This is a genomic window from Cellulophaga sp. BC115SP, assembly GCF_009905545.1.
Lineage (GTDB): Bacteria > Bacteroidota > Bacteroidia > Cytophagales > Spirosomataceae > Flectobacillus > Flectobacillus rivi.
Window position 1 is genome coordinate 43,031 of record NZ_JAAALB010000001.1, and the last position, 24,184, is coordinate 67,214.

Below are 24,184 nucleotides of genomic sequence, written 5' to 3' on the forward strand. Positions count from 1 at the left end.
CAATAACCTTGTTGCCTATCCCCTTTTTGCCTGATGCCTTTTTTTAATGATCCTCCACCTGCAATGAATCTGTAGTATCGATTCTTAATGAATCAGCTTTTACACCTTTTATATCCTGTGCATAGATTTTGGGCATTGGTGCTAGGTTGAGTTTTTGTAAGGCTACATTTAGATTCGAACAATCTATATTCTTCTTACTTTTTTCTAGCTGACAAGTTCTAGCGTATTCTTGGTAAAAGATTTTACTTAATTCAGCATCCTTTAGATGCTTTTCATAAAGTTCTGCTAGTTTAAAAATGGCTTTAGGGCGTTGGTAGGTATCTATGATATGTTTATACTCTTTTGCTGCCCAGTTATATTCTTTCAATCGAACGTTAGCGTCGGCAATGGCCATCCGATAATCTGAAATCTTTTCTGAAGTTCCAAGCTTAATTGCGGTAAACATACTTTGTGTTCCTTTGATAATCATATTTTGATCTGTTGTAGCGAGTAAAGCATATCCTAAGCCCGCACGAACCAATTCATTATCATCTCCCCTTTCTATCAGACGATTGAAGAGAAATATGGACTGAGCCAAACTATCCAAATAAAAATAGGAAGTTGCCAATAATCGCTGATACAAAACAGTAGAATCCCCTTTTGAAAGGGTGTACTTCAAATCCTTTCGTACTTGTTCATAATCGAAGTTCCGATAGGCATATCTAGCACGCAATTGTCGTAACTTGATTGAATTGCTATCTAGCCTCATCCCTTTTTTAATATATATAATTGCTTGCTCCTCGTGCATCTCATTGAGCAGAAGATTGGAAACATCTGCCAATGCATCGATATCAGAAGAATCTAATTTTACAGCTTTTTCAAGTAAAGAAATTCCTTCTTCAATTTTTCTTTGCTTTACCATATTTCTTGCCACTTCCTTCAAATAAAAATGATTCGTTGTATCAAGTGATGCCAATTTTTGGTAATACACTAAGGATTGAGAAGCATTTAATTCTCTGTCTGAAATGCCAGCCAAGCTCATCAAGAGTTCTTGAGATTCAGGATTTTTTTCCAATAGCTGTAAATAATACTTTTTGGCCTGAGGAAGATGTCCTAACTTTTGATGACAAAAAGCTAAAGTCATTAAATTATTTTGAGAAAGGGTATCTTCTTTAGCAGATAAAAACTGAATTGCTTTAGCATATTGACCTTTAGCAATCAAATCTTGCCAAGAATTGTATCCACTTTGACCAATAGTCAAGGTATGAAATAGAAGAATAAAAAGAGGGAGTAATAGGAGTCTCTTCATAGTAATTCGAAGGGTAATAAGGTTTATGATATTTACCCTTCGAATTTATAACTAAATTTTTAATTACAAAACTAAATAAATAGTTTTTTGTTCTTTTAGGGAAAAGGCAACAGGCACAAGGCAAAGAGTGTTTTTTTTTGTAACGGTAGATAACTATTTGACGAATACTCAGGTCTGAAAGCCGAAAGCTCAAAATTTAAGATTGTGCTTAGGCTTTCTGGTAACGGCTTTCGGCGGTGGGCTTTGGAAAAAAGTATGTTTGTGATTATTAAAAATATTTTAACACTCTTTGCCTTGTGCCTTTTGCTTAGTGCCTAAAACAGAAAAATTAGATTTTATTTTGCCCACTAACTTACCTCGCATTTACAGCTTTAATCAAACTAATGGTCTCTATTGCCTCTTTTACGTCGTGAACTCTTAGGATATTGGCTCCTTTCATCAAAGCGACAGCATTGAGCGCCGTTGTTCCGTTGAGCGCCTCAGAAGCCAAAATATCTAATTTTCGCCAAATCATAGATTTTCTTGAAACACCAACTAACATTGGCAAATTCATCACCTCGAAATCTGGTAAGTGATTGAGCAATTCATAATTTTGATCAAGGTTTTTGGCAAAACCAAAACCCAAATCTAAGATAATATCACGTTGGTTGAATGCTCTTAATTTGGCAACTTTTTGTTGTAAGTCATCCAAAACATCCAACACTAGATTATTATAATGCGTCAACTGCGTCATAGTTTCGATGGTTCCACGCATGTGCATAAGGATGTAGGGCACATCGCCAAAACTGGCTACGGTTTCGTACATTTTATCGTCCAACAAACCACCTGATACGTCGTTGACGATCACTGCTCCTGCTTCGACACAAGCTTTGGCGACATTCGACCGAAAAGTATCAATAGAAATTAATGCCTCTGGAAAATGTTTTAGGATAACTTCGGTGGCAGGTAAAACTCTTTTGATTTCTTCCTCCTCTGACACAGGCATTGCTCCTGGACGAGTAGAATGCCCTCCCAAATCCAGAAAAGTTGCTCCTGACGAGAGCATTTTTTCTGCCTGTTTTAGTATTTCCTCCACGGTATGCACACGGCTTCTTTCAAAAAAAGAGTCAGGAGTAATATTCAAAATCCCCATGACACGAGGTTGAGCAAGATCTATAAGTTTGCCACGGCAATTAATTAAAGTAGTCATACGCACATATAAAAGTTAATGGTGCAAAGATAAAAGCAAATCTAAACTTGGCACACAATGATATCCTTAAACTAGATTCTAGAACTGATTCAAAGAATATTATTAGAATTTTGAACTGAATGCGGTATTTTTGCAAAAACATTTCACATAGATAACCCATCTGTATCCAGCTAAGATTCAATAAATGGCAGATATTTAGCAACAGATTTTCCCAAAATGACAAAAACAGAATTTGAGTATCGTCAAATAATTACAATTTGTAGAGAGCTTTTCCAGAAAAAAAATAAAGATTATGGCACCTCTTGGCGTATTCTGCGTTTGCCTAGTCTGACAGACCAGATTTTTATTAAAGCACAACGTATTCGTTCTATTCAAGAAAAAGGTGTTCAGAAAATTGATGATGGTATTGAAGGTGAATTCATCGGCATCATCAACTATTGTATTATCGCGATGATTCAAAAGCAGTTGGATAATTCATCACAAATGGAGTTCTCTGAGCAAGAATTAGGTGATTTGTACGATGAACAAGTAACTAAAACCTTGAATTTGTTATTAAACAAAAATCACGATTATGGTGAGGCGTGGCGCGATATGCGTGTAAGCTCAATGACAGATTTAATTTTGATGAAAATCTTCAGAACGAAACAAATTGAAGATAATCAAGGTCAAACTTTAGTTTCAGAAGGCGTTGAAGCCAACTATCAAGATATGTTGAATTATGCTGTTTTTTGTCTTATTCAAATGGGTATGGCGCAACAGCAACAACAGCAACAGTAGTTTCTTTGAATTTGAAAATGTGAAGATTTGATAATTTGAAAGTGATTTTAATATTTCTACAAAACAAGACTATTAACGATCATCTATTTAAAACTCTATAATCTTCTCATTTTCATTTCCATTTTAACAGTTCATTAACAGTTTTATGTAATGAGCTGTCTTAATTTTGTTCTTTCATCTAGAAAATAATTGAAATGTATTTTGGTTGAATACTTGTATATTTAGCTATACTTTCAAAAATGGCATATTTTTGGTTGTTTTAAAGTTTTCTATCCAATCTAACATTTCACATTTTAGCCCTAATACATACAAGAATCCCCTTTTTATCTATCATGAAATTTCTCGCGCATTTTTCCCGAATCTTTGTTGGTATAATATTTATTTTCTCAGGACTCATCAAGCTCAACGACCCTATTGGTACCGAAATCAAGCTCGAAGAATACTTCGATGTATTCGCGACTGATTTTCCTTGGATGGCTGGCTTTTGGCATTTCTGGGTACCTTTTGCATTATATGTATCTATTTTCTTGTGTACACTAGAGTTGGTATTAGGCGTATGCTTACTGGTTCAGTACAAACTCAAAAGTGCCTCTTGGATATTGTTGGCCACAGTTGTTTTCTTTGGGTTTTTGACTTTTTATTCTGCTTATTTCAACAAAGTAACCGATTGTGGTTGTTTCGGAGAAGCCATCAAGTTAAAGCCTTGGACTTCATTTATCAAGGACATGGTTTTGATGTTTTTTATCCTAATTATATTGTGGCAACGTCATATTTTTGCTGACAAAAAAACAGGTTGGGTAGTAGCAGCCTCTTTAGTATTTTGTTTGGCACTAGGCACATACGCTGTCAATTATTTGCCTGTAAATGATGGACTTCCTTATGCTATTGGTGAGAATATCCAGAACAACATGAAGCCTGCCGAAGCTCCTAAATTTAAGTATATCATGGAGAAAGATGGCAAAGAGCAAGAATTTATGGAGTATCCAACAGATACAACTTGGAAATTCAAACAGATGATTCAGTTGAATGAGGATGCTGCCAAAGCCCGTATTACAGATTATAACCTTTACAGAACAGGTGATTCTATTGATTACAAAGCAGAAAGTTTTGTTGGAAAGAAGTTAATGATTGTGAGTCCATTTGTTGAAAAAGCGAATTTAGGACATATTGATAATATTAAGCAGTTGATTCAAGGACTCAAAGGATCTGATGTAACAGTTTGGTTTGTAACCGCTTCGACAGATGATGCTGCTCAAAATTTTATCAAGCAAAATCAGTTAAATGTTACAGTATTAAATGCTGATGTTAAAGTTTTAAAAACCATTGCTCGTGCCAACCCTGTAATCTGGTTGTTGCAGGATGGTACTGTAAAAGGCAAGTGGTCTAATAAGGCAACGCCTGATAAAGAAGAAGTTTTATCAAAATTGCAATAGCTTTTGCCAAAAGGCCATTCGATGTTAACCAATATGAAAAATATATTTTTAGTAGGAATGCCCTCTTCAGGGAAAAGCACCCTTGGAAGACAATTAGCCAAAGCCATAGGATATAAATTTGTAGATATGGATGAGTTGATTGAACGCCATGAAAATCAAACTATTCCTGAAATTTTTAAATGGAATGGTGAAAACCATTTTAGAGAAGTAGAAAGTAAAATCTTAAAACAGTTTTCTCCTAATCAAAAATTGGTCATTGCTACTGGCGGTGGAGTTCCATGTTTTTTTGATAATATGGATTTTATCAAAGCAAATGGTATCAGTGTTTTTCTCAATGTACAGCCTGAAGATTTATTCAAACGCATCAAACTATCTGATGCCAATAATCGACCTCTCATTAATAAGAGTAGTAATAATCAAGCTTTACTAGATGACATTAAAAAGCGTCATGAAACTCGCCTTCCCTTTTATATGAGAGCCGACATTAAAATAGACGGAAGCATAGAAGTACAGCAATTACTTTGGTTGTTGGATGAAATAAAGGAAAAACAATCATAAACGAAAAAAGGGTCTCCAGATTTACTGGAGCCCCTTTTTTAATGATTTTATTTCTTAGAAATACACCCCAAATGTCAACACGCCTCTGGTCCAGCTTTGGTTCATAATGGCTGTTGCATATAAAGACGAATCGTTCAACACATAAGGGTTATATGCTTGTTGTGTTTTACCATACAAGCCTGTCAAATCTACGTAGAATGTTCCTGTTTTGATACCAACACCTGCTGAATACACCATCATTGCACGGTTGACTGCATCGTTGTCAAAGTTTGAATTGTAAGGGTTTTGATAATAAGCAAAGCCTCCACGTGCTGCAAATAAGCCCATACGATATTCTCCACCCACTTTTATATTCAAGACATTTTTATACGTATTCTGAATCGACTTAGTGTAATAATCTAAATCTCCTTTGAAATAAGCATCGTTCATATTCGTACTTAATTTCATGCCTTTATAAGCTACATATTCAACATCTGCCGATAAAAAGCCCTTTTTACCAAAGAAATAGGCAACTCCTCCACTAGCTTTGAACGGAGTTCTCAACTCATAATTTGAACTCACTGGCTGAGTAGATAATTTAGGAATACGTGTGATATATGAAGTTCCTCCAGTGGTATTAATGCCATATCCCAGAGAAACTAATTTACTTCCTATCGTATTTCCTCCCGATAGTACATCTGAAGAAAGCTGAATACCTCCTGTTTTACTAGGATCTACATCTACATTTAAGGTCGATGAAGTAGTTTCATCTATCGAATACCAAGTTGGCGTAGTAATAGTAGCTCCAATACGGAAATTATTGGTAGGTTTAATAATCGTTCCAACCGTTAAGTTAATACCTTGTCCTGTTGTAGTTAGATACTTAGAAAACGCAAACGAACGAATGGCGTCATAGTTTACGATATTCTCACTAAAATCAGTTTGAGTTTCGTATCTAAAACTAGGTAATCCCAAAGAGAAACCAATATAGAACTTCTCATTGGCAGTTCCTCCATACCCAATCGTCCACTGGCTTGTTCGACCAGATGCTTGAAAATCATATCGCTGGTCGACTGACTTTCCTCCTTCTGCGCCAACAAATGGGTCAGAGCTAGTCCCATTTGGATTAATCAAAAATGACCAATAATACATATCTGATTGGTAATAAAAGTTAGGCGCATCATTAGTCAAACCATCTTTAAAGTCTTGTAAGCTTAAACCATTGTCTTTAATATCTCGGTTTGTAATCTCTCCAAAACTATCCATTAGTGAACTCTGAAGATTACGTCCTGCAAAACTCACCTTGTTGTATAATGAGCTTTGTCTATTATAAGAAATCGACCAACTACCTCTCCAGCTATCTTTATATCTTGGCTCTTGTCCACCAAATACAATCCCAATGTTGGCTATATTAAAATTATCGGTATTAGCGTTAGTTTTCTTGGTGTCGATATAACTACTAGCGTTTGAATTGATTTGGAAGGATGGTGAAATAGAAAATTCAGAGCGAGTATAAAAACCCAGACCAGCAGGGTTACTTGAATTGGAAGAGATATCTGCTCCCAAAGCCGAATGGTTACCACCTAATGCTTGAAATCGAGCAGAACCGCTTGGTGCTGTTTGTGAAAAGAGTCTCGACAGTGCATCATAATTATTATCTTGTGCAAAACTAGCGCTTATCGAACTCATAAGTAGAGACGCAAGTAATACTTTACGAATATCTTTCATGTTATTCTTACGGTTTAAAATCATATTCTTTACAATAAGGACAGTTCTAGAAGAATTACCCCTCATCATTCAGAGGTAGTCTAACGGACTTTGTTGCTAATTTAACGTAAAAAAGCCTCACAAAGTACAACTCTGCGAGGCTTCGAGTGTTAATCATTTGTTAATATTATCTTGGACCACGTGAACGACCTCCGCCGCCTCCGCCACCTGAGCTACCGCTTGATGAACTTCCACTTGAAGAATTGTTCCAAGTTGAATTGGTATTCGTATTGGTTGTTCTGCTATTATTGTTGTTGGAAGACCAATCCCAAGAATTGTTGCGACCGTTAGAATAGCTACTGTTAGCACTTCTTGAAGAGTTCGTAGTAGTACCCGAGTTGTAGTTAGCACTGCTACCATCTCTTCTCGGACGTGAATAATAGTCTGAGTTGGTATTTGAATAATCTGCATTGGTACGACTACCACGATTATAGGCTGCTCCTCTATTATTGTTGAAGTCCGAGTTATATGCCGAAGCTGCATAAGCTGGTCTTGAACGATACTTAGCTGGAGTCTCAGCGCCAATAACAGAACCTACATAGCTATTGTAGTTGTTATAATAGCCGCCGTAGTAACCTCCATAATAGCCACCGTAAGCTAACGATGAATATCCATAACCATAAGGATCATAAAAACCTCCATAGCCATAAGGACTGTATCCATAACCAAATGAGTTACCGTACATCCAACGACTACTTGACCAGCCCCAGTATGGATCATAGAAATTAGAATACAATGGGTCGTAGTATCCCATTGTTGAATAACCAAAAGGAGACCAACGACTATATCCAAGTCCGAATGAAATAGCTGGATTTGAATACCAGTTATTTAGACCATAATTGCCATATCCGTTGTTTAAACCATTAGCAAAACCATTGCTGTAGCCATTATTATAGCCAGCAGAATAATCGTCTTGGTTTTGATAAACAGAACGAGAGTTTAACCAATTCTGAGAATAATATTCATTGGTTCCCTGTGCCGAATTGTTAGTAGAACTACCATTGCGATATACTGGAGCTTGATAGGTTGATTCGTCATAACCTTGCTCATTGTATATGCGCCCACCCAAAGTAGTGGGTCTTACGTCACTTGTCGATGCGTACAAGTCGTCGTAAACTTCACCACTTGAGCTTTTTGAAACAATTGCTTGTTTGGAGGTATTACAACCCCAAACTAAACCTATCAACGCTATAGCTGAAAGGTGCTTTATTGAATGCTGAAGGCTCATAGCTGTTTGAATTTTAGATTGTAGGAGTATTGTCAATAAAACAAATAATTTATTAATATTTATCAGCAATCAGTGAATTTTGCTAGGTTTTCAAATTGTTGCCAGTATGCTATTAATAATGCATTGAATTGTCTTTTTCTAAGACAAACTGGACAGATTAACAACTTAGCAAAAATTTCTTGTAACAAACTTACTACAAAAACTTATCTTTGCAAGATAATTAACACAACATTAACAAAATTAAATCTTTAAATGTTCCAATTATCCAATACTTTGAAAATGAACTAAATAAGGCTTAGTTGAGGTTAGAGTTTTGTTATTTAGTAATAGTTATGGTACTACTTTTCAGCATACCATTACCATAGTCTCAAACCTAACCGAATGGATAACAAATACTTATTTTATATTCATTTTTGGTATTTAGACTATTAAAAGAACGTTTTCCCCCATTAGTTTTGTACATTTTTCGCCGATTTAGCGTTATTCTAATTTTATTTTAAGCTAATAGGCATTAACCAACCATAAAACAACCCATGAGCAAAGGCTTACCAAAACGTAGCGAAAATTATTCTGAGTGGTACAACGAACTTGTTAAGCGTGCCGATTTAGCCGAAAATTCTGCCGTTAGAGGCTGTATGGTAATCAAACCTTACGGTTATTCTATTTGGGAAAAAATGCAACGTGCTTTGGACGATATGTTCAAAGAAACAGGACATACAAATGCTTATTTCCCACTTTTTGTACCGAAAAGTTTATTTGAAGCTGAAGAAAAAAATGCAGAGGGTTTTGCTAAAGAATGTGCTGTAGTTACACACTATCGTTTGAAAAACGACCCTGAAAATAAAGGAAAATTAATTGTTGACCCCAATGCTCGCCTTGAAGAAGAGTTAGTGGTTCGCCCAACGTCTGAGGCTATTATTTGGAGTACCTATAAAAACTGGATTCAGTCATATCGTGACCTTCCACTTTTGATTAACCAATGGGCTAACGTTGTGCGTTGGGAAATGCGTACGCGTTTGTTTTTGCGTACTGCTGAGTTCTTGTGGCAAGAAGGTCACACTGCGCACGCTACTAAAGAGGAAGCAATTGCTGAAACTGAGCAAATGTTGGAAGTATATGCCACATTCGCCGAGGAATTTATGGCTGTACCAGTTATTCGTGGTAAAAAGACTGCCAACGAGCGTTTTGCAGGTGCGGATGATACTTACTGTATCGAAGCAATGATGCAAGATGGAAAAGCTCTTCAGGCAGGTACTTCTCACTTCTTGGGTCAAAACTTTGCAAAAGCTTTTGATGTAAAGTTCTCTAACAAAGAAAACCAACAAGATTATGTTTGGGGTACTTCGTGGGGGGTATCTACACGTTTGATGGGAGCATTGATTATGGCTCACTCTGATGATGAAGGCTTGGTATTGCCTCCAAAATTGGCACCAATTCAAGTGGTAATTGTTCCGATTTTTAAAGGTGCTGAACAATTAGAAGCTATTTCTGAAAAAGTATTACCTATCGTTAAAGCTTTGAAGAAATTAGGCATCTCAGTTAAATTTGACAATTCAGATAAACAATCTCCAGGCTTCAAATTTGCTGAATACGAATTGAAAGGTGTTCCAGTACGTTTGGCAATTGGTGCTCGTGACCTTGCCAACGGCACTGTTGAAATTGCTCGTCGTGATACAAAAGAGAAAAAGACGTATGAAATCGAAGGCGTAGTAGAGGTTATTCAAAATCTATTGGAAGAAATCCAAGAAAATATTTATAACCGTGCTCTGTCTTTCAGAACAGAAAATACCCTTGAAGTTGACTCATGGGATGAATTTGTAAAAACGTTGGATGAAAAACCAGGGTTTATATCTGCTCACTGGGATGGTTCTTCAGAAACAGAAGAAAAAATTAAAGAATTAACCAAAGCAACCATTCGTTGTATTCCTTTGGATGCGAAAGAAGAAGAAGGCAAATGTATTTACACAGGAAATCCTTCATCTCGTCGTGTAATCTTTGCAAGAGCTTACTAGGATTTAGTAAAATGCGATTATGCAACCAGTAATTATCTTCAGTTAAATTTTACTTGTAGAAACCCATTGATTTGCATCTAAAGCATTGATATTGAAGCTGTTTTAACTTTTAAAAAATATATTTTATTGATTAATTCTTCGTCTTACTTTTTGTCTTAATACAAAAAGTAACAAAAAAATCAAGAATTTATAAACTCGCTGCGCTCAAACAGTATAAATTCATTGCTGACGCAAGCAATTTTACGAAAGTTTAAACAGCTTCATTACCAAAAACATGAGTCATCCCTGATTTTTAGGATTGAGATTATTCTCCACGTTTTTATCAAAAAAGGCGTTCGAAAAACAATTTTCGAACGCCTTTTTTGATACTTCTATACTATGTTTAGCCTTAAGATGCAAAGCATTGCGTCTCTACGGCTAGAATACTAATTTAAACATAATTACTCATCCGCTCAATGAGAAATGATATCGTGCTATTGAATCTTCCTTTTACTGGTAAACTCTGATATAGTCAACTTCCATAGTTGCAGAAGTAAAGGCTGGATCAATCGTTCCACCTAGGTTCCCTCCCATGGCAATATTCATGATAAAGAAGAAGTCTTTATTAAATGGCAATGAACTATTATTGGCAAAAGTGTAAAATAATTTATCATCAACATAAAACTTAATGCTGCTTGCCGACCAATCCAAAGAATAGGTATGAAACTCTGTGGAAGCATTTGTAATAGTTGTACTTCCGCCATCAGCATTGCCACCTGAGTGATTTGGATGATGAACAGTTCCTAAGATAACATTAGGTTTGTTACCAACCATTTCCATGATATCTATTTCACCACAAGCAGGCCAACCTACTGTTTGAATATTTGACCCAAGCATCCAAAGAGCTGGCCAAGTACCACCACCAGCAGGCAGTTTGGCACGAATATCGACACGACCGTAGGTAAATGAATACTTATTGAGGGAAAGTAAACGAGCAGAGGTATAGTTTGAGCCTTGATAACTCTCTTTTTTAGCAGTAATTTTCAAAACACCACCTTGTACTACCGCATTATCTGCACGATTTGTGTAATATTGAACTTCATTGTTTCCCCAGCCATTATTATTGCCCAAATCATATCCCCATACTGCTGGGTTTGGAGCACCATCAGTATTAAATTCGTCAGACCAAACTAGTTTCTTTTCAGTGACTGGCGTCGTAGCTGACTTAGGTTTCAGTTTCATATACCACGCATTACCATCAGAGCCGATACTTCTGAGCGTCATGTTGTTTTCTGAAAGTGCTAAAATTTCATAACTGGTACCACCTGTTCCAAAATTTACGATTCCATTTCCTGGTACTTTAAACTGTACTCTTGTTGAGTTTGATGTGGTAGAAGCCGTAGTTGCTGGTGAAAAAGTTAGCGCTTTTGTTCCTCCTGTACTAATATCATAGCAACCATCTGGTCCTGAAACACCGTAGAATGAAGTAGCAGCTCCTATCAAAGATGATTGACCTTTATTATCAACATTCAAAGTAATTTGATTATTGGCAGTCTTGGCAAAAGTAATTTCATCATCATACAAACAAGCTGGTCTTTGGTTTGGATCGGCAGCATACCAACTTGGAGTAAAACCATCCGAAGGACCTACACCCACATGACCTATTGCCTCATTATCTGTAATCCAAACTTTCGAGCCTGAACCTGTCATTGCCGTTAGGATATTACTCGGTATTTCGAATGCTACGAACACTTTTACCTTTTTACTAAGTGTTGTCATTGCACCACCAGTCCCAATCGCATTTACTGAAACCACATATTCGTTAGTTCCAGGATTGGCATATTTGTAAGCGACCTTTCCCGAAGGAACCATCTGTGAATTACCATCGCCAAAGTCAATCTTGTAAGAAAGTGCTTGCCCTGCTTGTGCAGCGATATTAACACTTCCTGTTCCATTACCATTTGGATTATTAGCATCTACTCCAATCACATCAGCGACTACAGTCAAGTTGCTTGGAGTAATAATATCACCAAAACCAAATTCTGTTTGCTTACAGGCTGTTAGACCAAGTGCGCTTGCAAACAAAAGCGTTGTGATTGATTTTATTGTATATTTCATAAGAGTCAAAATCTAAACATGAATAAATAATTCTAGAAAATTAGTCTAATGAGTAATAGTGGAAATGATGTATTGCTCATGTCGCACTATTACTCAGACATATTCCTTTTTTACTCCATTTTATTGAAGAATAATATCATCAAACCAATAAGTAAAATTGGCTGACCCATCTCCCATTGTTCCCAAATCAAAAATCAGCACTATTTTTTGATATGACTGACTTGCATTGATGCCACTATAGTCGAAGGTTAGTTCTTCCCACGCATTAGCTTTGGTGGTGGTTACTTCTTTTTCAAAACTGACTGCTCCATTGGTTAGATTTTCCACTTTTAAAAGGACTTTAGCTCCTACTCGTGGAGAATACACCTTCATTTTAAAGGTTTTTTTAGCAGAAAAATCAATTGGCGATTCTAAAGTGATAAATGAACCTCCCCAAGTTTGTCCAGCGGATTTAACCATTTTACCTACCTTCAAGGAAGTATTAATACCTGTCTTTTGTGGATTGTCAACAACACTCGCATTTCCTCCATCAAAATTGACGAAATCGTATTTTAAGCTAGAAGATTCAAATGTCAACGGCACGGTCAGACTTTCAGCAGTGACTGGCTTGTACAAACGAATATCATCAAATAAGAAAGTGTAATTGGCTGAGCCATCACCCATTGTCCCTAAATCAAAAATAAGTACAACTTTATGGTATGACTTCGTGGTATTGATAGCACTAAAATCAAAACTTAGGTCTTCCCAAGCATTGGCTTTTGTGGTAGCTACTTCTTTTTCATAGCTAACACTTCCATCGGTAGCATTTTCAACCTTTAATAACACCTTCGCGCCCACTCTTGGAGAGAACACTTTCATAGCAAAGAATTTATTCACAGAAAAATCTATCGCGCTGCCTAAAGTAATCAAACTTCCACCCCAAGGCTGACCTGCAAATTTGATCATTCTACCCACTCTTGAAGAAGTATTGATACCACTTTTCTGAGGGTTATTGATAATGCTTACAGAACCTCCATCGAAGTTTGAGAAAGTATATTCTTGTCCAGCAGTTTCGAAATCCAACGGCAGCATCACAGGACTCACAATTGTTACATTTTGGGTAACCGTTGTGCTAGCAGCACCGCCACTCAACGCTACGACTTTGATAGTGAATGTACCAACAGAGTTGTAAGTATAGCTGATGGTTTGCCCTTCATTGAATGAAACAGGCACCTCATTTGCAGTTTCACCGAAATAGGCTTTGAAATTAGTTTCGTACAAACCTTTAGCTGTAACATTGACCTTTTTAGGATTAGTCGGATCAATGGTGGCAGTCATTTCGACGTTTTCTGGAGCTTTGAAAGATACCGTTAATGGTAAAGTCGTTTCGGTGCTTTTTCCTCCTACATTAAAGCCTTTCACTACAACACTATGATTGCCTTCAGGATATTTCCACTGAACTTTTCCACCAGGGTTGACTGTAGCTGGTGTAGCACCTGCTAAACCCGAAGCAACCGAAAAGTAGGCAACCCCTTCGCCGTTAGGTGTTATGGTTACCATACCCGTATTATCTTGGGTGATTTCAAATAAAGCCGAAAGCTTACTTGGGGCACTTGCTTTATCCACAAATGCAATATCATTATAGAGTTGGTCTTGACAAGATGGCAATACGAATACTGCCAATGCCAATCCAATGCTGGATGCTATATTTTTAAGATTCATGTTTTTCAAAGAAAAAATGGAGATTGAGATTAATAACCAGGGTTTTGTACAAGTCCAGAAACTTCTATTTCGACTTGAGGAATTGGGAAGATTTCATTTTTACCCACTTTAAAACCCGTCAATTTTGTAGCTGCCTGACCTGTTCTTACGAGGTCAAAAAAGCGGTCGCCCTCCATACCAAGTTCGAGACGGCGCTCTTTCCAGATAGCATCACGAAGACTTGTGCCAGTAGCAGACAAATTGTGGTTATTATCGCCAAATGCTCTTTGACGAACCTTATTTAGATATACCAAAGCCGTTGCATCATCTGGAGAAGCTTTGCGGTTTAATGCCTCTGCGTACATCAAATACACATCCGACAAGCGAATGATACGCTGATTATTCAAATAGTTCAATTCAATTTGTCCGCTCGACTCTCCTTTACGAGGAAGATATTTCTGATTATAAAGACCCGTATTTTTGTATGGTGCTACCTGATACGTAATATTCATACTTGGATTAGCAGTCTTATATGCCTCGATATCTAAACAAGTAACAGCCTTACGGGTATCGCCTGCTTCATAGGCATTCGCCAAATCTTGAGTAGGCAAATTAGTACTCCAACCAGCAGCATAAGGGCTATTGCCCGTCAATCCACGAATACCACATTGTTGCACAGCATAGTTACCTTGTCCACGAGTAGTACCACCCCAGTTGTAATAAGGTGAAGCATTAGAATATTGAATTTCAAATACAGCTTCAGAACCATTTTCGCCAGATTGCAAGAAGATATTTCCGAAATTATTGACCAAAGTATAAGGACCATCAACCACACTTTTGAGTACTGGTGCAGCGGCGTCAAACTTATTTTGATAGAGATATACCTTACCAAGAAGTGCTTGAGCTGCATATTTGGTAATGCGTCCATTCTTTGGGTCATTAGTTGGTAATACCGCAATAGCATTTGTCAAATCCTTTTCAATCTGAGCATAAATCTCGGCAGGTTTAGCTTGCTTGAGTGTTCTAGAATCAGCAATACCCAATTTTTTATCTACAAACAATGGAACATTACCAAACACTTTAACCAAAGTGAAGTAGTGATAGGCTCTCAAAAATGCCACCTCACCATACAATGCGTCTTTTCCAGTAAAGTTGACAGCTTCGCCTGATGGATTGGTATCTTTATATTGATAGAGATAATTAGCACGGTTTATTCCTTCATAAGCAGCCTTCCAGATTTCGGTTAAAGTTCCGTTTTGACTGTTTACCAAAAAGTCATCAATTTGTTGTAAGCTCAGTACGTCAGAGGCATTCTCACCTCCCGCAACCGCATTATCAGAGGCGATATCTCCAATAGGAACCACCTGATTTAGCCATTGAATTGGTGTGTAAACACTTACTCCCATACTTCTATAGTCGGTTTCAGATTTAAGGTAATCAGCATCTGTTACCTTGTAATCGTCCTTTGGACTGTAGTCAACCCATTGGGTACATCCTCCACAAAGTGCCCCAATGACCAAGAATGTATATATGTATTTTTTCGTATTCATAATCCAGTACCGAGTTATTGTTCTCAGTGTTTTTTAATAAGATTAAATTAAAATTTCAAGTCAAGTCCCACTGACCAAGTACGTGCCTGTGGATATACCCCACGGTCAACACCTGTATCCAAAATTCCTCCTGGGATTTCTGGGTCAAATCCTGAATATCGAGTAAATGTGTAAGCATTTTTCACTTGCGCATAAACACGAATCTTACTAAATACTTTGTTAGATACCCAACTTGTTGGCAAGGTGTATCCTACCTGAATGTTTTTGATTTTTACAAAAGAACCATCCTCCACGTATCTGTCTGACACACGGATATTGCTATTGGCATCTACAAAAGAAAAACGAGGGAATTTGGCATCATTTGTTGAGCCTTCACCTGTCCAACGACCCAAAATACTTCTATCCTTATTCGAGTAAATAGCATTTCTCTCGTAGGCACGATATACATCATTTCCAACAGAAGCGTAGGTAAACATGGTAAAATCAAAGTTTTTCAAACTTAAACTAAGGTTCCAACCCATCGTAAAATCAGGAAATGGATTACCAATTTCTGTTTTATCTAAGTCTGTAATCTTACCATCTTTGTTTACATCCACAAAACGGATATCTCCAGGCACTGCTCCTGTTTGAGTAGGTGCTTCACTGATTTGAGCAGCATTTTGGAATAAACCTGCTGTTTTATATCCATAGAAATACCCTGGCGCATAGCCTTGTTGGAAACGAGTAACGCTTTGAGATTGACCATTGAAATAATTTCCTCCTGGAATAATCGCAGTACCGTCTGAGTTAGTAGCAGTTACTAAGTTTTTAGCTGTGGTAAAAGTAATATTCGTGCTAAACTGCCCTTGTTTCGAGATGGGATAGGTAAAACCTAAGTTCAAATCAATACCATTACTTTTCGTAGAACCGATATTGGCTGTTGGAGGTGCGGCTGTTCCCAGATATAACGAAACAGATGGGGTAAACAAAAGACCATCCACAGATTTATCGAAATAATCAGCAGAAAGTGACCAATATTTGCCAAAACGAGTATCAAAACCTATGTTACTTTGAATCTGTTTTTCCCAGCGCAAAGTAGTATTGGCATAAGAACCAACCGTTGATCCACTCACAAAAGAATTTCCGAAGGTATATCCATTACTGTTGGCATCGCCAGCGTAGCTTGGTCCACCCGAAATAATTCCAACGTACTGAGGACTAACGTTTTCGTTACCAATTGTACCATAACTTCCTCTGATTTTGAGATAGTTAATAAAATCTACATTGAAAAAGTCTTCGCTAGAAACAACCCAACCCAATGAACCAGCATAGAAGTTGGCAAACTTATTATCGACACCAAATGCGTAAGAACCATCACGACGAGCAGAGAATGACACCAAATATTTGTCTTTCCAATCGTAGTTGACGCGTCCAAAATAGGAAAGGTTTTTACGGAAATATTGACTATTTCCCATCGTAATAGCATTTACATTATCGGCTGTATTGACACCAGTTGCGGCAGTAATATCAGCAAACTCCCATGAGTTAAATGGCACATCTTGACGAGAACCATTGGTTTCATCACCAGAAACTTTCGCTAAGGAAATACCTGCGACAGTTTCAAAATGGTGCTCATTTGGTAAGGTAAAATTATAGGTCCCGAAAGTTTCGAAAGTGTAAGTATTATCGGTACGTTTTGATTCATAGACGCTATTATGACGACCCGTTACGGTTGAACCATCGGCATTCATGGTGTTTTCAACGTTGAGTGGACCGTAGAAAGCCAAAGGAGTAAATGATTTGTAAGTATTATTCCAATTAGTATAGCCAAATCTAGAAGCGAGCGTTAGGTTTTTGATTACCTCATATTGCAACTCTAATTTTCCATACCATTTGTTACCATTGCTTTGGTTGTAGTTATTGTCAAGTTTTGTCAATGGGTTAAAAATCTCCGATAACAACAAATTACTAAATCCATATTTACCCACAGTGTTTGGAGCTGTATTCAACACAGGAACCGTTGGGTCAAAATTGAGTGCACTACCAATAATCGAGTTAAACGAGTTTTCCTGCACGCCAACACTTTGGATGTTTACAAAGCTGGTATTTGATAATAATTTAACTTTTTTACTAAGTTGAAAAGTCAAATTAGAAGTCAAATTTAAACGGTTGAAATTGGAGTTTTTTCCACCTCCTACAATACCATCTTGACCTGTATAACCTCCAGAAACAAAATACTGAACTTGCTCACTACCTCCACGAACCGTTACATTGTGCGACTGTAAAGCGGCTTCTTTAAAAATTTGCTTTTGCCAGTTTGTTCCAACACCTACACTTGATAAGTCTTTGAAAATCAAACCTCCACCTGCCAATGTACTCCCTTCGTTGAGGATAGCTGCATATTCTGTAGCATTAAGCACGCCAATGGTTTTCATCACTTGTTGAACACCATAGTTTGAACTTACCGAAACTTCAGCTTTCTGATTTTTCGCTCCGTTTTTGGTTGTAACTACAATTACCCCATTACCTCCTTTTACCCCATAAATTGCGGTAGTTGCAGCATCTTTCAATACGTTCATTGACTCAATATCTGCCGCATTAATAGCATTCAAATCATTTAATGTTTGCGGAACACCATCGATAATTACTACAGGGTCGGTACCCGAGAATGAAGGAATACCACGAATCAACACCGTTGGCTTTGAACCTGGAGAACCATTGGAAATAATCGTTACACCAGATGCACGACCTTGCAAAGCATCTTCAGGACGGACAGGACGAAGGCGCTCAATATCAGCACCTTTCACTGTGGCAATAGCCCCAGAAACATTTGTAACCTTTTGGGTACCATATCCAACCACCACTACTTCACCCAAATTTTGAGTATCGGGATTTAGGCTAATATTCACGGTAAATCTATTACCCACTACTACTTCAGCTTTGATATACCCTACTGAAGAAACCACCAAAACGGCCTTTTCATCAGGAACAGTCAAAGTGTAATTACCTTGTTCGTCAGATACAGTCCCTTGATTAGTTCCCTTTATAGCAATACTCACCCCAGGAATTCCATCACCTTTTTCGGCGTCGGTAATTTTTCCTTTGATGGTTTGAGCTACTGTTGTGGTTACTTTGTTTTCTAAAAAACCTCCTAACTCTGTACGTTTTAGCAGAATTTTTCGATCAACAACTTCGTATGATATTTTAAGAGGTTTCAAAAGACTTTCTAGCAACGTAGAAAGCTTTTCTTTCTTAGCTGAAATAGAGACTTTTCGCCCAGAAGCAATAAGCTGAGGGCTATACATGAATTTCACATGAGCTTCTTGCTCAAGTGTTTCCAACACTTTTTCAAAAGCCTGATTAGTAGAGACAATGCTCACTTTTTGGTCTAGTAAATCTTGAGCTTTTACATTCCCAGCATTGGCAATTGACATGCACAAAACTGAGACAATCATCTGCACGAAGGAGATTCGCATAATCTTGATTGGAATCTTAGTGAATTGTCGTTTTTTTGACATAATTTTGATTGGTTGGTTGAAAAACTGACATAAAGCATCCTGTCCATCAAAAATCTTGATGAAAAGCCTGAGAAACTTTCGGATGTACATGAATAAGTCGATGGTGTTGGTAGCACCGTCGGCTTTTTTATTTGAGCGAGATTTCAATTATCTCTCCACTCATAGGAGGTGATTTTGATTTATAGAAAAAAGGCATTTAGAGTAAATTTGAAATTGTAGATTGTTTTTTATTTTGTTGAAAAATGCTCCGAAAAATGTAAATAAAATGTTTAAATCATATTTCTTTGAGCTTAATGCTTATAGCCTAAAGCATCTTAATTACAAGCCTTTCCGTGAATGACTACTTTTCCATCTTGAACTTCGTAAGTAGCCTCAATTACAGAGCAAATCAATTTTAGCTTTTCAGGTAAAGGCTCGTCTCCCAAAGATGCTGTAAGTTCACACGCCGACATCAGTTGTTGATCATAGTCAATTTCTACATGGTAAGTTGATTCTAACATTTCGAATACTTCTGACAATGGTGTATGCTTAAACTCAAAGCTTTGGGTTTGGATACTTGGTAAGTCATGAATCATTTGTGCTGAAACATTTGCCTTTTGTAGAGCTAATTTTTCTCTGAGTAAAGTAATTTGTTGATTAGGTATTAAGGTAGCTTGGGCAGTTATCGCCTCTATTGCTTGAGGTTGCTGAGCGTCCTTTGCAGTATATACCCACACTTTACCTGTCTTTACAATTACCTTTACTTGTGTATCATTGGCAAATGCTTTAATAGTAAAACTCGTTCCGAGCACTTTGGTTATTAATTCGTTGGCATATACTAAAAAAGGTTGTTGAGGATTTTTAGCTACCTCAAAAAAAGCTTCTCCAGACAACACCACCGCACGCACAGAATCATCAAATTGAGAAGGGTAACTCAGTCTACTTTTGGGTTGCAAAATTACTGAACTGCCATCAGGTAACGTAATCACCATTGGTTCGGATGATTTATTGAACGTTTCAACCATATTGGATTTATTCACTATCGTTGCAACCGTTTTGGTATATAGCTCTGATGGTCTATTGCCCCAGTAATCATAGGCATACCAAGTAAGTCCCACAACGGCAATAATACTGGCAGCCCAACGGATTAACTTTGTGGTAGACCAAATTGGGCGAATGACAGGCTTGCTTTGCGCTTCTCGCTGATTGGCAGCGGCTACTATTTGCGCTACAGCATGATCTATCTCATCTTCAGAAATTTCCTCTTGAGCATTTTTTAGTGTGATTACAATTTTTTGAGCCTTCTCAATTACTTCTGATTTTTCTGGATTTTGCAATAACCAGTTTTTCCAGAACGCTGAAGAATCTGGCGTAGGCTTCAATACCCATTCCCGAAAGAATGCGTCCATTGCAAAATCATTGGCTGAAAAGTTTTTGTAATCGAACATAGAATATCTTGTATTTTTCGCACTTTGCTAGTAATAGCCTTTGCTCATACTCAGATACTCACTTTGAAAGTTATTTTTTTGAAATATTTTTTCTAAAAAATAAAAAACTATTGAAGTCTGACGTTAAAGTACAGATAATAAAGAAGATAGACTGCCAATTGCCAATTTTGTTTTAGATTATGAATCGCTCTTTGTAATAAATTAGAAACAGATTGCTTATTCATATCCATAATTTCAGCAATTTCTTCGATGCTTAGTGTTTCGTAGAATTTGAGAAAAATCACTTCTTGTTGTCTCTTAGGAAGGTTATTTAAGACACTTCTTACTTTTTGCTCATTTTCTGCAAAAAGCTCCAACGCAATAATGGTAGACTCTACATTGGTATTTTCCGAAAAGGGCGACTCTGTATCAAAATCATCTAAGACCCATTTCTTTTCTTGATTGAGCTTTTTGAATAGATTATGCTTTAGTGATTTTAATAAATAGATGGTCACAAAAGGTGAAGATTGTAGATTTTCACGCTGATCCCAGAGGTATAAAAATAAGTCCTGAATACAATCTTTGATGAGCTCTCTATCCTTTGTAAACTTCGTCGCATAGTTGTAAAGTACACGGTAATGCTCACTAGCTAACTGCCCTAGTGCTTCACTATCGCCACTTTTAAATGCCAGCCAAAGTTGTGTATTCCTTAGATTACTATCCATAGATTCCTCTTTACATCCCAGCGCAAAACTACCAGTAAATTGTATAATAACTGCAATTAGTGTTACTTTTTTAAAGAGCTTATCCTGCTTATAGAATTGAGTGATTTGTGATTTAGTGATTGAGCGATTATACTAAATTTTGTATTATTGTTGTAGAAACGCAACACTTTACTCCTTTAGAAGATTCATATTCAGCATTATACCATCAAAACATGAGTTATTCTTAATTGAGTGAGTTGAGATAGAGTGAATTATAAAAATTTGTATTCTAGCAGTAGAGACGCAATGATTGCGTCTTAAGCCAAGTCAGATATAGCGTAGTAGTACCAAAAAAGCGGTCAGAAAAATAATTTCTGACCGCTTTTTTGATGATATTAAGAGAATTATCTATTTCGGATTTCTGATGTTGGCTTTATCTCCTAGTTAGGATTTTTCGATAATACGTCTAAGAACTTACTTCACTGCCAAAACTCCTGTTTTATATATTTTTTCAAGAATATCTTCTCTAAAACTTCTTCCAATAGGCAATGAGCGATTGTTGACAATCAGGTCATTAGCCTCAATAGAAGTAACTTTATGAATAGCCACAATAAAAGATTTATGAATACGGGCAAAGTCATCTTCTGGTAGTATCTCCCCTATCCCATTCATGGTTTGATAAGTCACATAAGATTCGGTGGTCGTGTGAACGCGTATATAATCTTTCAAGCTTTCGATAAACAAAATTTCATTGAAATATACTTTTACAATACGTTTATCAACCTTAATAAACATCGCTTCGGGCTTACCCGCAGGCGCTTGTGGTTTAAAGGCATTTGCCTCGGTAACTAAGTCGATCTCTTCCGATTTTTGTTGAACTTTATTTACAGCTTTCACAAATCGCTGAAAAGGAATCGGCTTTACCAGATAATCAATCACATCTAATTCATAACTTTCTACTGCGTAATCGCGGTAAGCAGTTGTAATAATAACCTTTGGAGGGTTATGTAAGCTTCTTAGTAGTTCTAATCCATCCAAGGTTGGCATTTCTATATCCAAAAACAAAAGGTCAATGCCTCCTTTTTGGAGTAGATTAAATGCCTGAATGCCATTTTCACAACGCCCTACAAGCTCCAATCCCTCTACTCGCTGGATAAAAGTCTCAAGCACGTCAAGGGCTAATGGCTCATCATCTACAATTAGCGTTTTTAATTTCATATAAATCTAGTTTTGGGAAATATCTTCAAAACATCTACGGTACTGCATTAAGCTAAATGACCTAAAATTGCGTTTAAATCCAATTTCAAACTCATTACTTCTCTATTTAACAGACCGCGATTCATTTAATATAGTCGGCTCAAATGGCAACTCTAAACTGATAGAATATTCCTTGGCTGTTGGTAATATTTCTAACTTATAGTTGTTACCGTACAAAAGATCAAGACGGCGTTTTACATTTTTCAGTCCTAAGCCTTTATGTTTTTTTCGAGAAGACTGATTTTCAAAACGTGGATTTGTAACCCCAAAAACCAGCTTATCAGCATCTATATTCAGTAAGATTTTCAAATGAATTTCACCAGTCTCGTGTGAAGTGCCATGTTTAAACGCATTTTCAATAAATGGTAATAGCAACAAAGGAGGTATCTTCTTTTTATCTACCTCACCCACAATGTCAAATGCTAAGTGTAGGCGCTTTCCAAATCGCAGTCCTTCCAAATCCAAATAGTTTTTGATATGTTCCACTTCCTTCCGAAGTGTTGTTTCCAAACTATCAGACTCATACAACATATAGCTCATCAAGTCAGAAAGCTTCACAACAACCTCAGGCGCAAGATCTGATTTTTTCAAGGTCAATGAATATAAATTATTCAGGGTATTGAAAAAAAAGTGTGGTTGAATCTGCGATTTTAGGAACTCTAATTCGTTCTTAAGATTCTGTTTTTCAAGGTCTTTAATCCTTTCTTGATGCCCAATCCAATCTTTGGTCAACTTAATACCAGTAGTCATCCCAAATACCGAAATCATATCAAACATTCTTTTTACGGTTGGTTTTGGGTCAAACAAAATATCTGAACGGTAACCAACAGGGCAATAGTTGATATAAATCAAATGGTTAATCAATGTTTGAAAGCAGGCTACCGCCAACAAAGTAGAGCCTGTCAACAAGACCACATATTGAAGATATTTACCCTTCAATAAAAATTTTGGAATGAAATAATAGATATTACCGTATACAAGGGTCAGGTAAAAAGGAAATTTGACAGCAAACTCAAAAAAAGCTTCTGAATAGTCGTCCTTCAAAAAACCTAGATAAAGCGTATTGTACAAGCTAATTACTATCCAGAAAAGCGTATGATAAACAGCTCGTCTGGCCAGAACTTTCTTTAGCGGGATATCCTGTAAAATAACAGTGCGTGTATGATTGAGAGCGGCTGATGTTTCCAAAGTAATGTTTTAATATGTGTAAACAAGAATTTCTGATAAAATCCTGTATTTCAACTTCGTATAAAAATCCAATTCTATTTTGTCTGTATCCAAAATCTTACCTAAGGCTATTTCTTGGTAATCTTGTTTATCAAAATTAAGAATAATCCTTTGTGTAAAAAACGCCCTAGGTCAAAAAATAAAAGCTTTTTCGACAAACAACTCCGAAGGAATGATAAGTGCCTTGTGCGCTCAAAACGTCATTGGTCGAGTACTTATTCAAGCTTGGCGAATAAATTTAGCGGTTAGTCCTAATAATATGATTTTTGCAAGAAGTTTTTTGGTTACACTTCGTTTAACAAACTTGTTGAGGTTCTTCTGAACGTAGCGAATGGACTGGTGAGACATCCATTTTGTGAATCTCAACTTTGGTTAAAAGATTAAAATTAATTTGGTTAGGGGTTAGGGACTTAGCTTTGCTTTGTCCCTAATTTTATGCGCAATTTGCTTGTAGCATTCAGGTATTAGCTTGTGGGCGACGGTCATAATTTTCCTTAAAAACTTGCCGCTTTACGCATGCTAATTTCAAATCAAA

16 protein-coding genes are annotated in these 24,184 nt (G+C 36.9%); 4 read left to right on the plus strand and 12 right to left on the minus strand.

Translation table 11 applies throughout. The features are described 5' to 3' along the window. Positions 1-43 precede the first annotated feature (43 nt). Entirely contained in the window at positions 44-1,288 is a 1,245-nt protein-coding gene (locus tag GVN22_RS00190) for a lipopolysaccharide assembly protein LapB (RefSeq protein ID WP_166549053.1), read from the minus strand. Positions 1,289-1,640: 352 nt separating this feature from the next. Further along, positions 1,641-2,477 (minus strand): dihydropteroate synthase, encoded by an 837-nt coding sequence (folP, locus tag GVN22_RS00195; protein ID WP_166549054.1) that lies wholly within the window; start codon positions 2,475-2,477, stop codon positions 1,641-1,643. A gap of 216 nt (positions 2,478-2,693) precedes the next feature. Here folP and GVN22_RS00200 point away from each other — a divergent pair, with 216 nt between their 5' ends. From GVN22_RS00200 to GVN22_RS00210, 3 genes are all read left to right on the plus strand, one after another. Then, a complete protein-coding gene (locus GVN22_RS00200) occupies positions 2,694-3,254 on the plus strand; it encodes a DUF1599 domain-containing protein (protein ID WP_166549055.1) in 561 nt (186 codons plus the stop codon). A gap of 332 nt (positions 3,255-3,586) precedes the next feature. Beyond that, positions 3,587-4,687: a BT_3928 family protein gene (locus GVN22_RS00205; protein WP_166549056.1), complete on the plus strand. Its 1,101-nt coding sequence runs from the start codon at positions 3,587-3,589 to the stop codon at positions 4,685-4,687. 33 nt (positions 4,688-4,720) lie between these two features. Further along, complete coding sequence (locus GVN22_RS00210) at positions 4,721-5,245, plus strand: shikimate kinase (protein WP_166549057.1); 525 nt, start codon at positions 4,721-4,723, stop codon at positions 5,243-5,245. Positions 5,246-5,299: 54 nt separating this feature from the next. Here GVN22_RS00210 and GVN22_RS00215 read toward each other — a convergent pair whose 3' ends face one another. After that, a complete protein-coding gene (locus GVN22_RS00215) occupies positions 5,300-6,952 on the minus strand; it encodes a hypothetical protein (RefSeq protein ID WP_166549058.1) in 1,653 nt (550 codons plus the stop codon). Between the two features lie 166 nt (positions 6,953-7,118). Then, on the minus strand, positions 7,119-8,219 hold the full coding sequence (locus GVN22_RS00220) for a hypothetical protein (RefSeq protein WP_166549059.1): 1,101 nt from the start codon (positions 8,217-8,219) through the stop codon (positions 7,119-7,121). 533 nt (positions 8,220-8,752) lie between these two features. Between GVN22_RS00220 and proS the strand changes: the two genes are divergently transcribed. After that, on the plus strand, positions 8,753-10,231 hold the full coding sequence (proS, locus tag GVN22_RS00225) for a proline--tRNA ligase (protein ID WP_166549060.1): 1,479 nt from the start codon (positions 8,753-8,755) through the stop codon (positions 10,229-10,231). A gap of 489 nt (positions 10,232-10,720) precedes the next feature. Here proS and GVN22_RS00230 read toward each other — a convergent pair whose 3' ends face one another. The 8 genes from GVN22_RS00230 to GVN22_RS00265 form a co-directional block, all read right to left on the minus strand. Further along, a complete protein-coding gene (locus GVN22_RS00230) occupies positions 10,721-12,328 on the minus strand; it encodes a family 16 glycosylhydrolase (RefSeq protein ID WP_166549061.1) in 1,608 nt (535 codons plus the stop codon). 120 nt (positions 12,329-12,448) lie between these two features. Beyond that, a complete protein-coding gene (locus tag GVN22_RS00235; RefSeq protein ID WP_166549062.1) occupies positions 12,449-14,029 on the minus strand; it encodes a PKD domain-containing protein in 1,581 nt (526 codons plus the stop codon). Positions 14,030-14,058: 29 nt separating this feature from the next. Beyond that, positions 14,059-15,558: a RagB/SusD family nutrient uptake outer membrane protein gene (locus GVN22_RS00240; RefSeq protein ID WP_166549063.1), complete on the minus strand. Its 1,500-nt coding sequence runs from the start codon at positions 15,556-15,558 to the stop codon at positions 14,059-14,061. Between the two features lie 47 nt (positions 15,559-15,605). Further along, positions 15,606-19,055 (minus strand): TonB-dependent receptor, encoded by a 3,450-nt coding sequence (locus tag GVN22_RS00245; RefSeq protein WP_205690735.1) that lies wholly within the window; start codon positions 19,053-19,055, stop codon positions 15,606-15,608. 314 nt (positions 19,056-19,369) lie between these two features. Continuing rightward, positions 19,370-20,482 carry a FecR family protein gene (locus tag GVN22_RS00250; RefSeq protein ID WP_166549064.1) on the minus strand — a complete coding sequence of 371 codons (1,113 nt, stop codon included), beginning with the start codon at positions 20,480-20,482 and terminating at the stop codon, positions 19,370-19,372. A gap of 107 nt (positions 20,483-20,589) precedes the next feature. Beyond that, positions 20,590-21,186: an RNA polymerase sigma factor gene (locus GVN22_RS00255; protein ID WP_166549065.1), complete on the minus strand. Its 597-nt coding sequence runs from the start codon at positions 21,184-21,186 to the stop codon at positions 20,590-20,592. Positions 21,187-21,639: 453 nt separating this feature from the next. After that, positions 21,640-22,383, minus strand: a complete 744-nt coding sequence (locus GVN22_RS00260) for a LytTR family DNA-binding domain-containing protein (RefSeq protein WP_166549066.1) — start codon at positions 22,381-22,383, stop codon at positions 21,640-21,642. 102 nt (positions 22,384-22,485) lie between these two features. After that, a complete protein-coding gene (locus GVN22_RS00265; protein WP_166549067.1) occupies positions 22,486-23,610 on the minus strand; it encodes a sensor histidine kinase in 1,125 nt (374 codons plus the stop codon). Positions 23,611-24,184 lie beyond the last annotated feature (574 nt).

Bases quoted from the DNA above. Each gene is read 5' to 3' on its own strand.
- GVN22_RS00190 (WP_166549053.1), bottom strand. From the start codon at position 1,288: ATGAAGAGACTCCTATTACTCCCTCTTTTTATTCTTCTATTTCATACC.
- folP (WP_166549054.1), bottom strand. From the start codon at position 2,477: ATGACTACTTTAATTAATTGCCGTGGCAAACTTATAGATCTTGCTCAA.
- GVN22_RS00200 (WP_166549055.1), top strand. From the start codon at position 2,694: ATGACAAAAACAGAATTTGAGTATCGTCAAATAATTACAATTTGTAGA.
- GVN22_RS00205 (WP_166549056.1), top strand. From the start codon at position 3,587: ATGAAATTTCTCGCGCATTTTTCCCGAATCTTTGTTGGTATAATATTT.
- GVN22_RS00210 (WP_166549057.1), top strand. From the start codon at position 4,721: ATGAAAAATATATTTTTAGTAGGAATGCCCTCTTCAGGGAAAAGCACC.
- GVN22_RS00215 (WP_166549058.1), bottom strand. From the start codon at position 6,952: ATGAAAGATATTCGTAAAGTATTACTTGCGTCTCTACTTATGAGTTCG.
- GVN22_RS00220 (WP_166549059.1), bottom strand. From the start codon at position 8,219: ATGAGCCTTCAGCATTCAATAAAGCACCTTTCAGCTATAGCGTTGATA.
- proS (WP_166549060.1), top strand. From the start codon at position 8,753: ATGAGCAAAGGCTTACCAAAACGTAGCGAAAATTATTCTGAGTGGTAC.
- GVN22_RS00230 (WP_166549061.1), bottom strand. From the start codon at position 12,328: ATGAAATATACAATAAAATCAATCACAACGCTTTTGTTTGCAAGCGCA.
- GVN22_RS00235 (WP_166549062.1), bottom strand. From the start codon at position 14,029: ATGAATCTTAAAAATATAGCATCCAGCATTGGATTGGCATTGGCAGTA.
- GVN22_RS00240 (WP_166549063.1), bottom strand. From the start codon at position 15,558: ATGAATACGAAAAAATACATATATACATTCTTGGTCATTGGGGCACTT.
- GVN22_RS00245 (WP_205690735.1), bottom strand. From the start codon at position 19,055: ATGTCAAAAAAACGACAATTCACTAAGATTCCAATCAAGATTATGCGA.
- GVN22_RS00250 (WP_166549064.1), bottom strand. From the start codon at position 20,482: ATGTTCGATTACAAAAACTTTTCAGCCAATGATTTTGCAATGGACGCA.
- GVN22_RS00255 (WP_166549065.1), bottom strand. From the start codon at position 21,186: ATGGATAGTAATCTAAGGAATACACAACTTTGGCTGGCATTTAAAAGT.
- GVN22_RS00260 (WP_166549066.1), bottom strand. From the start codon at position 22,383: ATGAAATTAAAAACGCTAATTGTAGATGATGAGCCATTAGCCCTTGAC.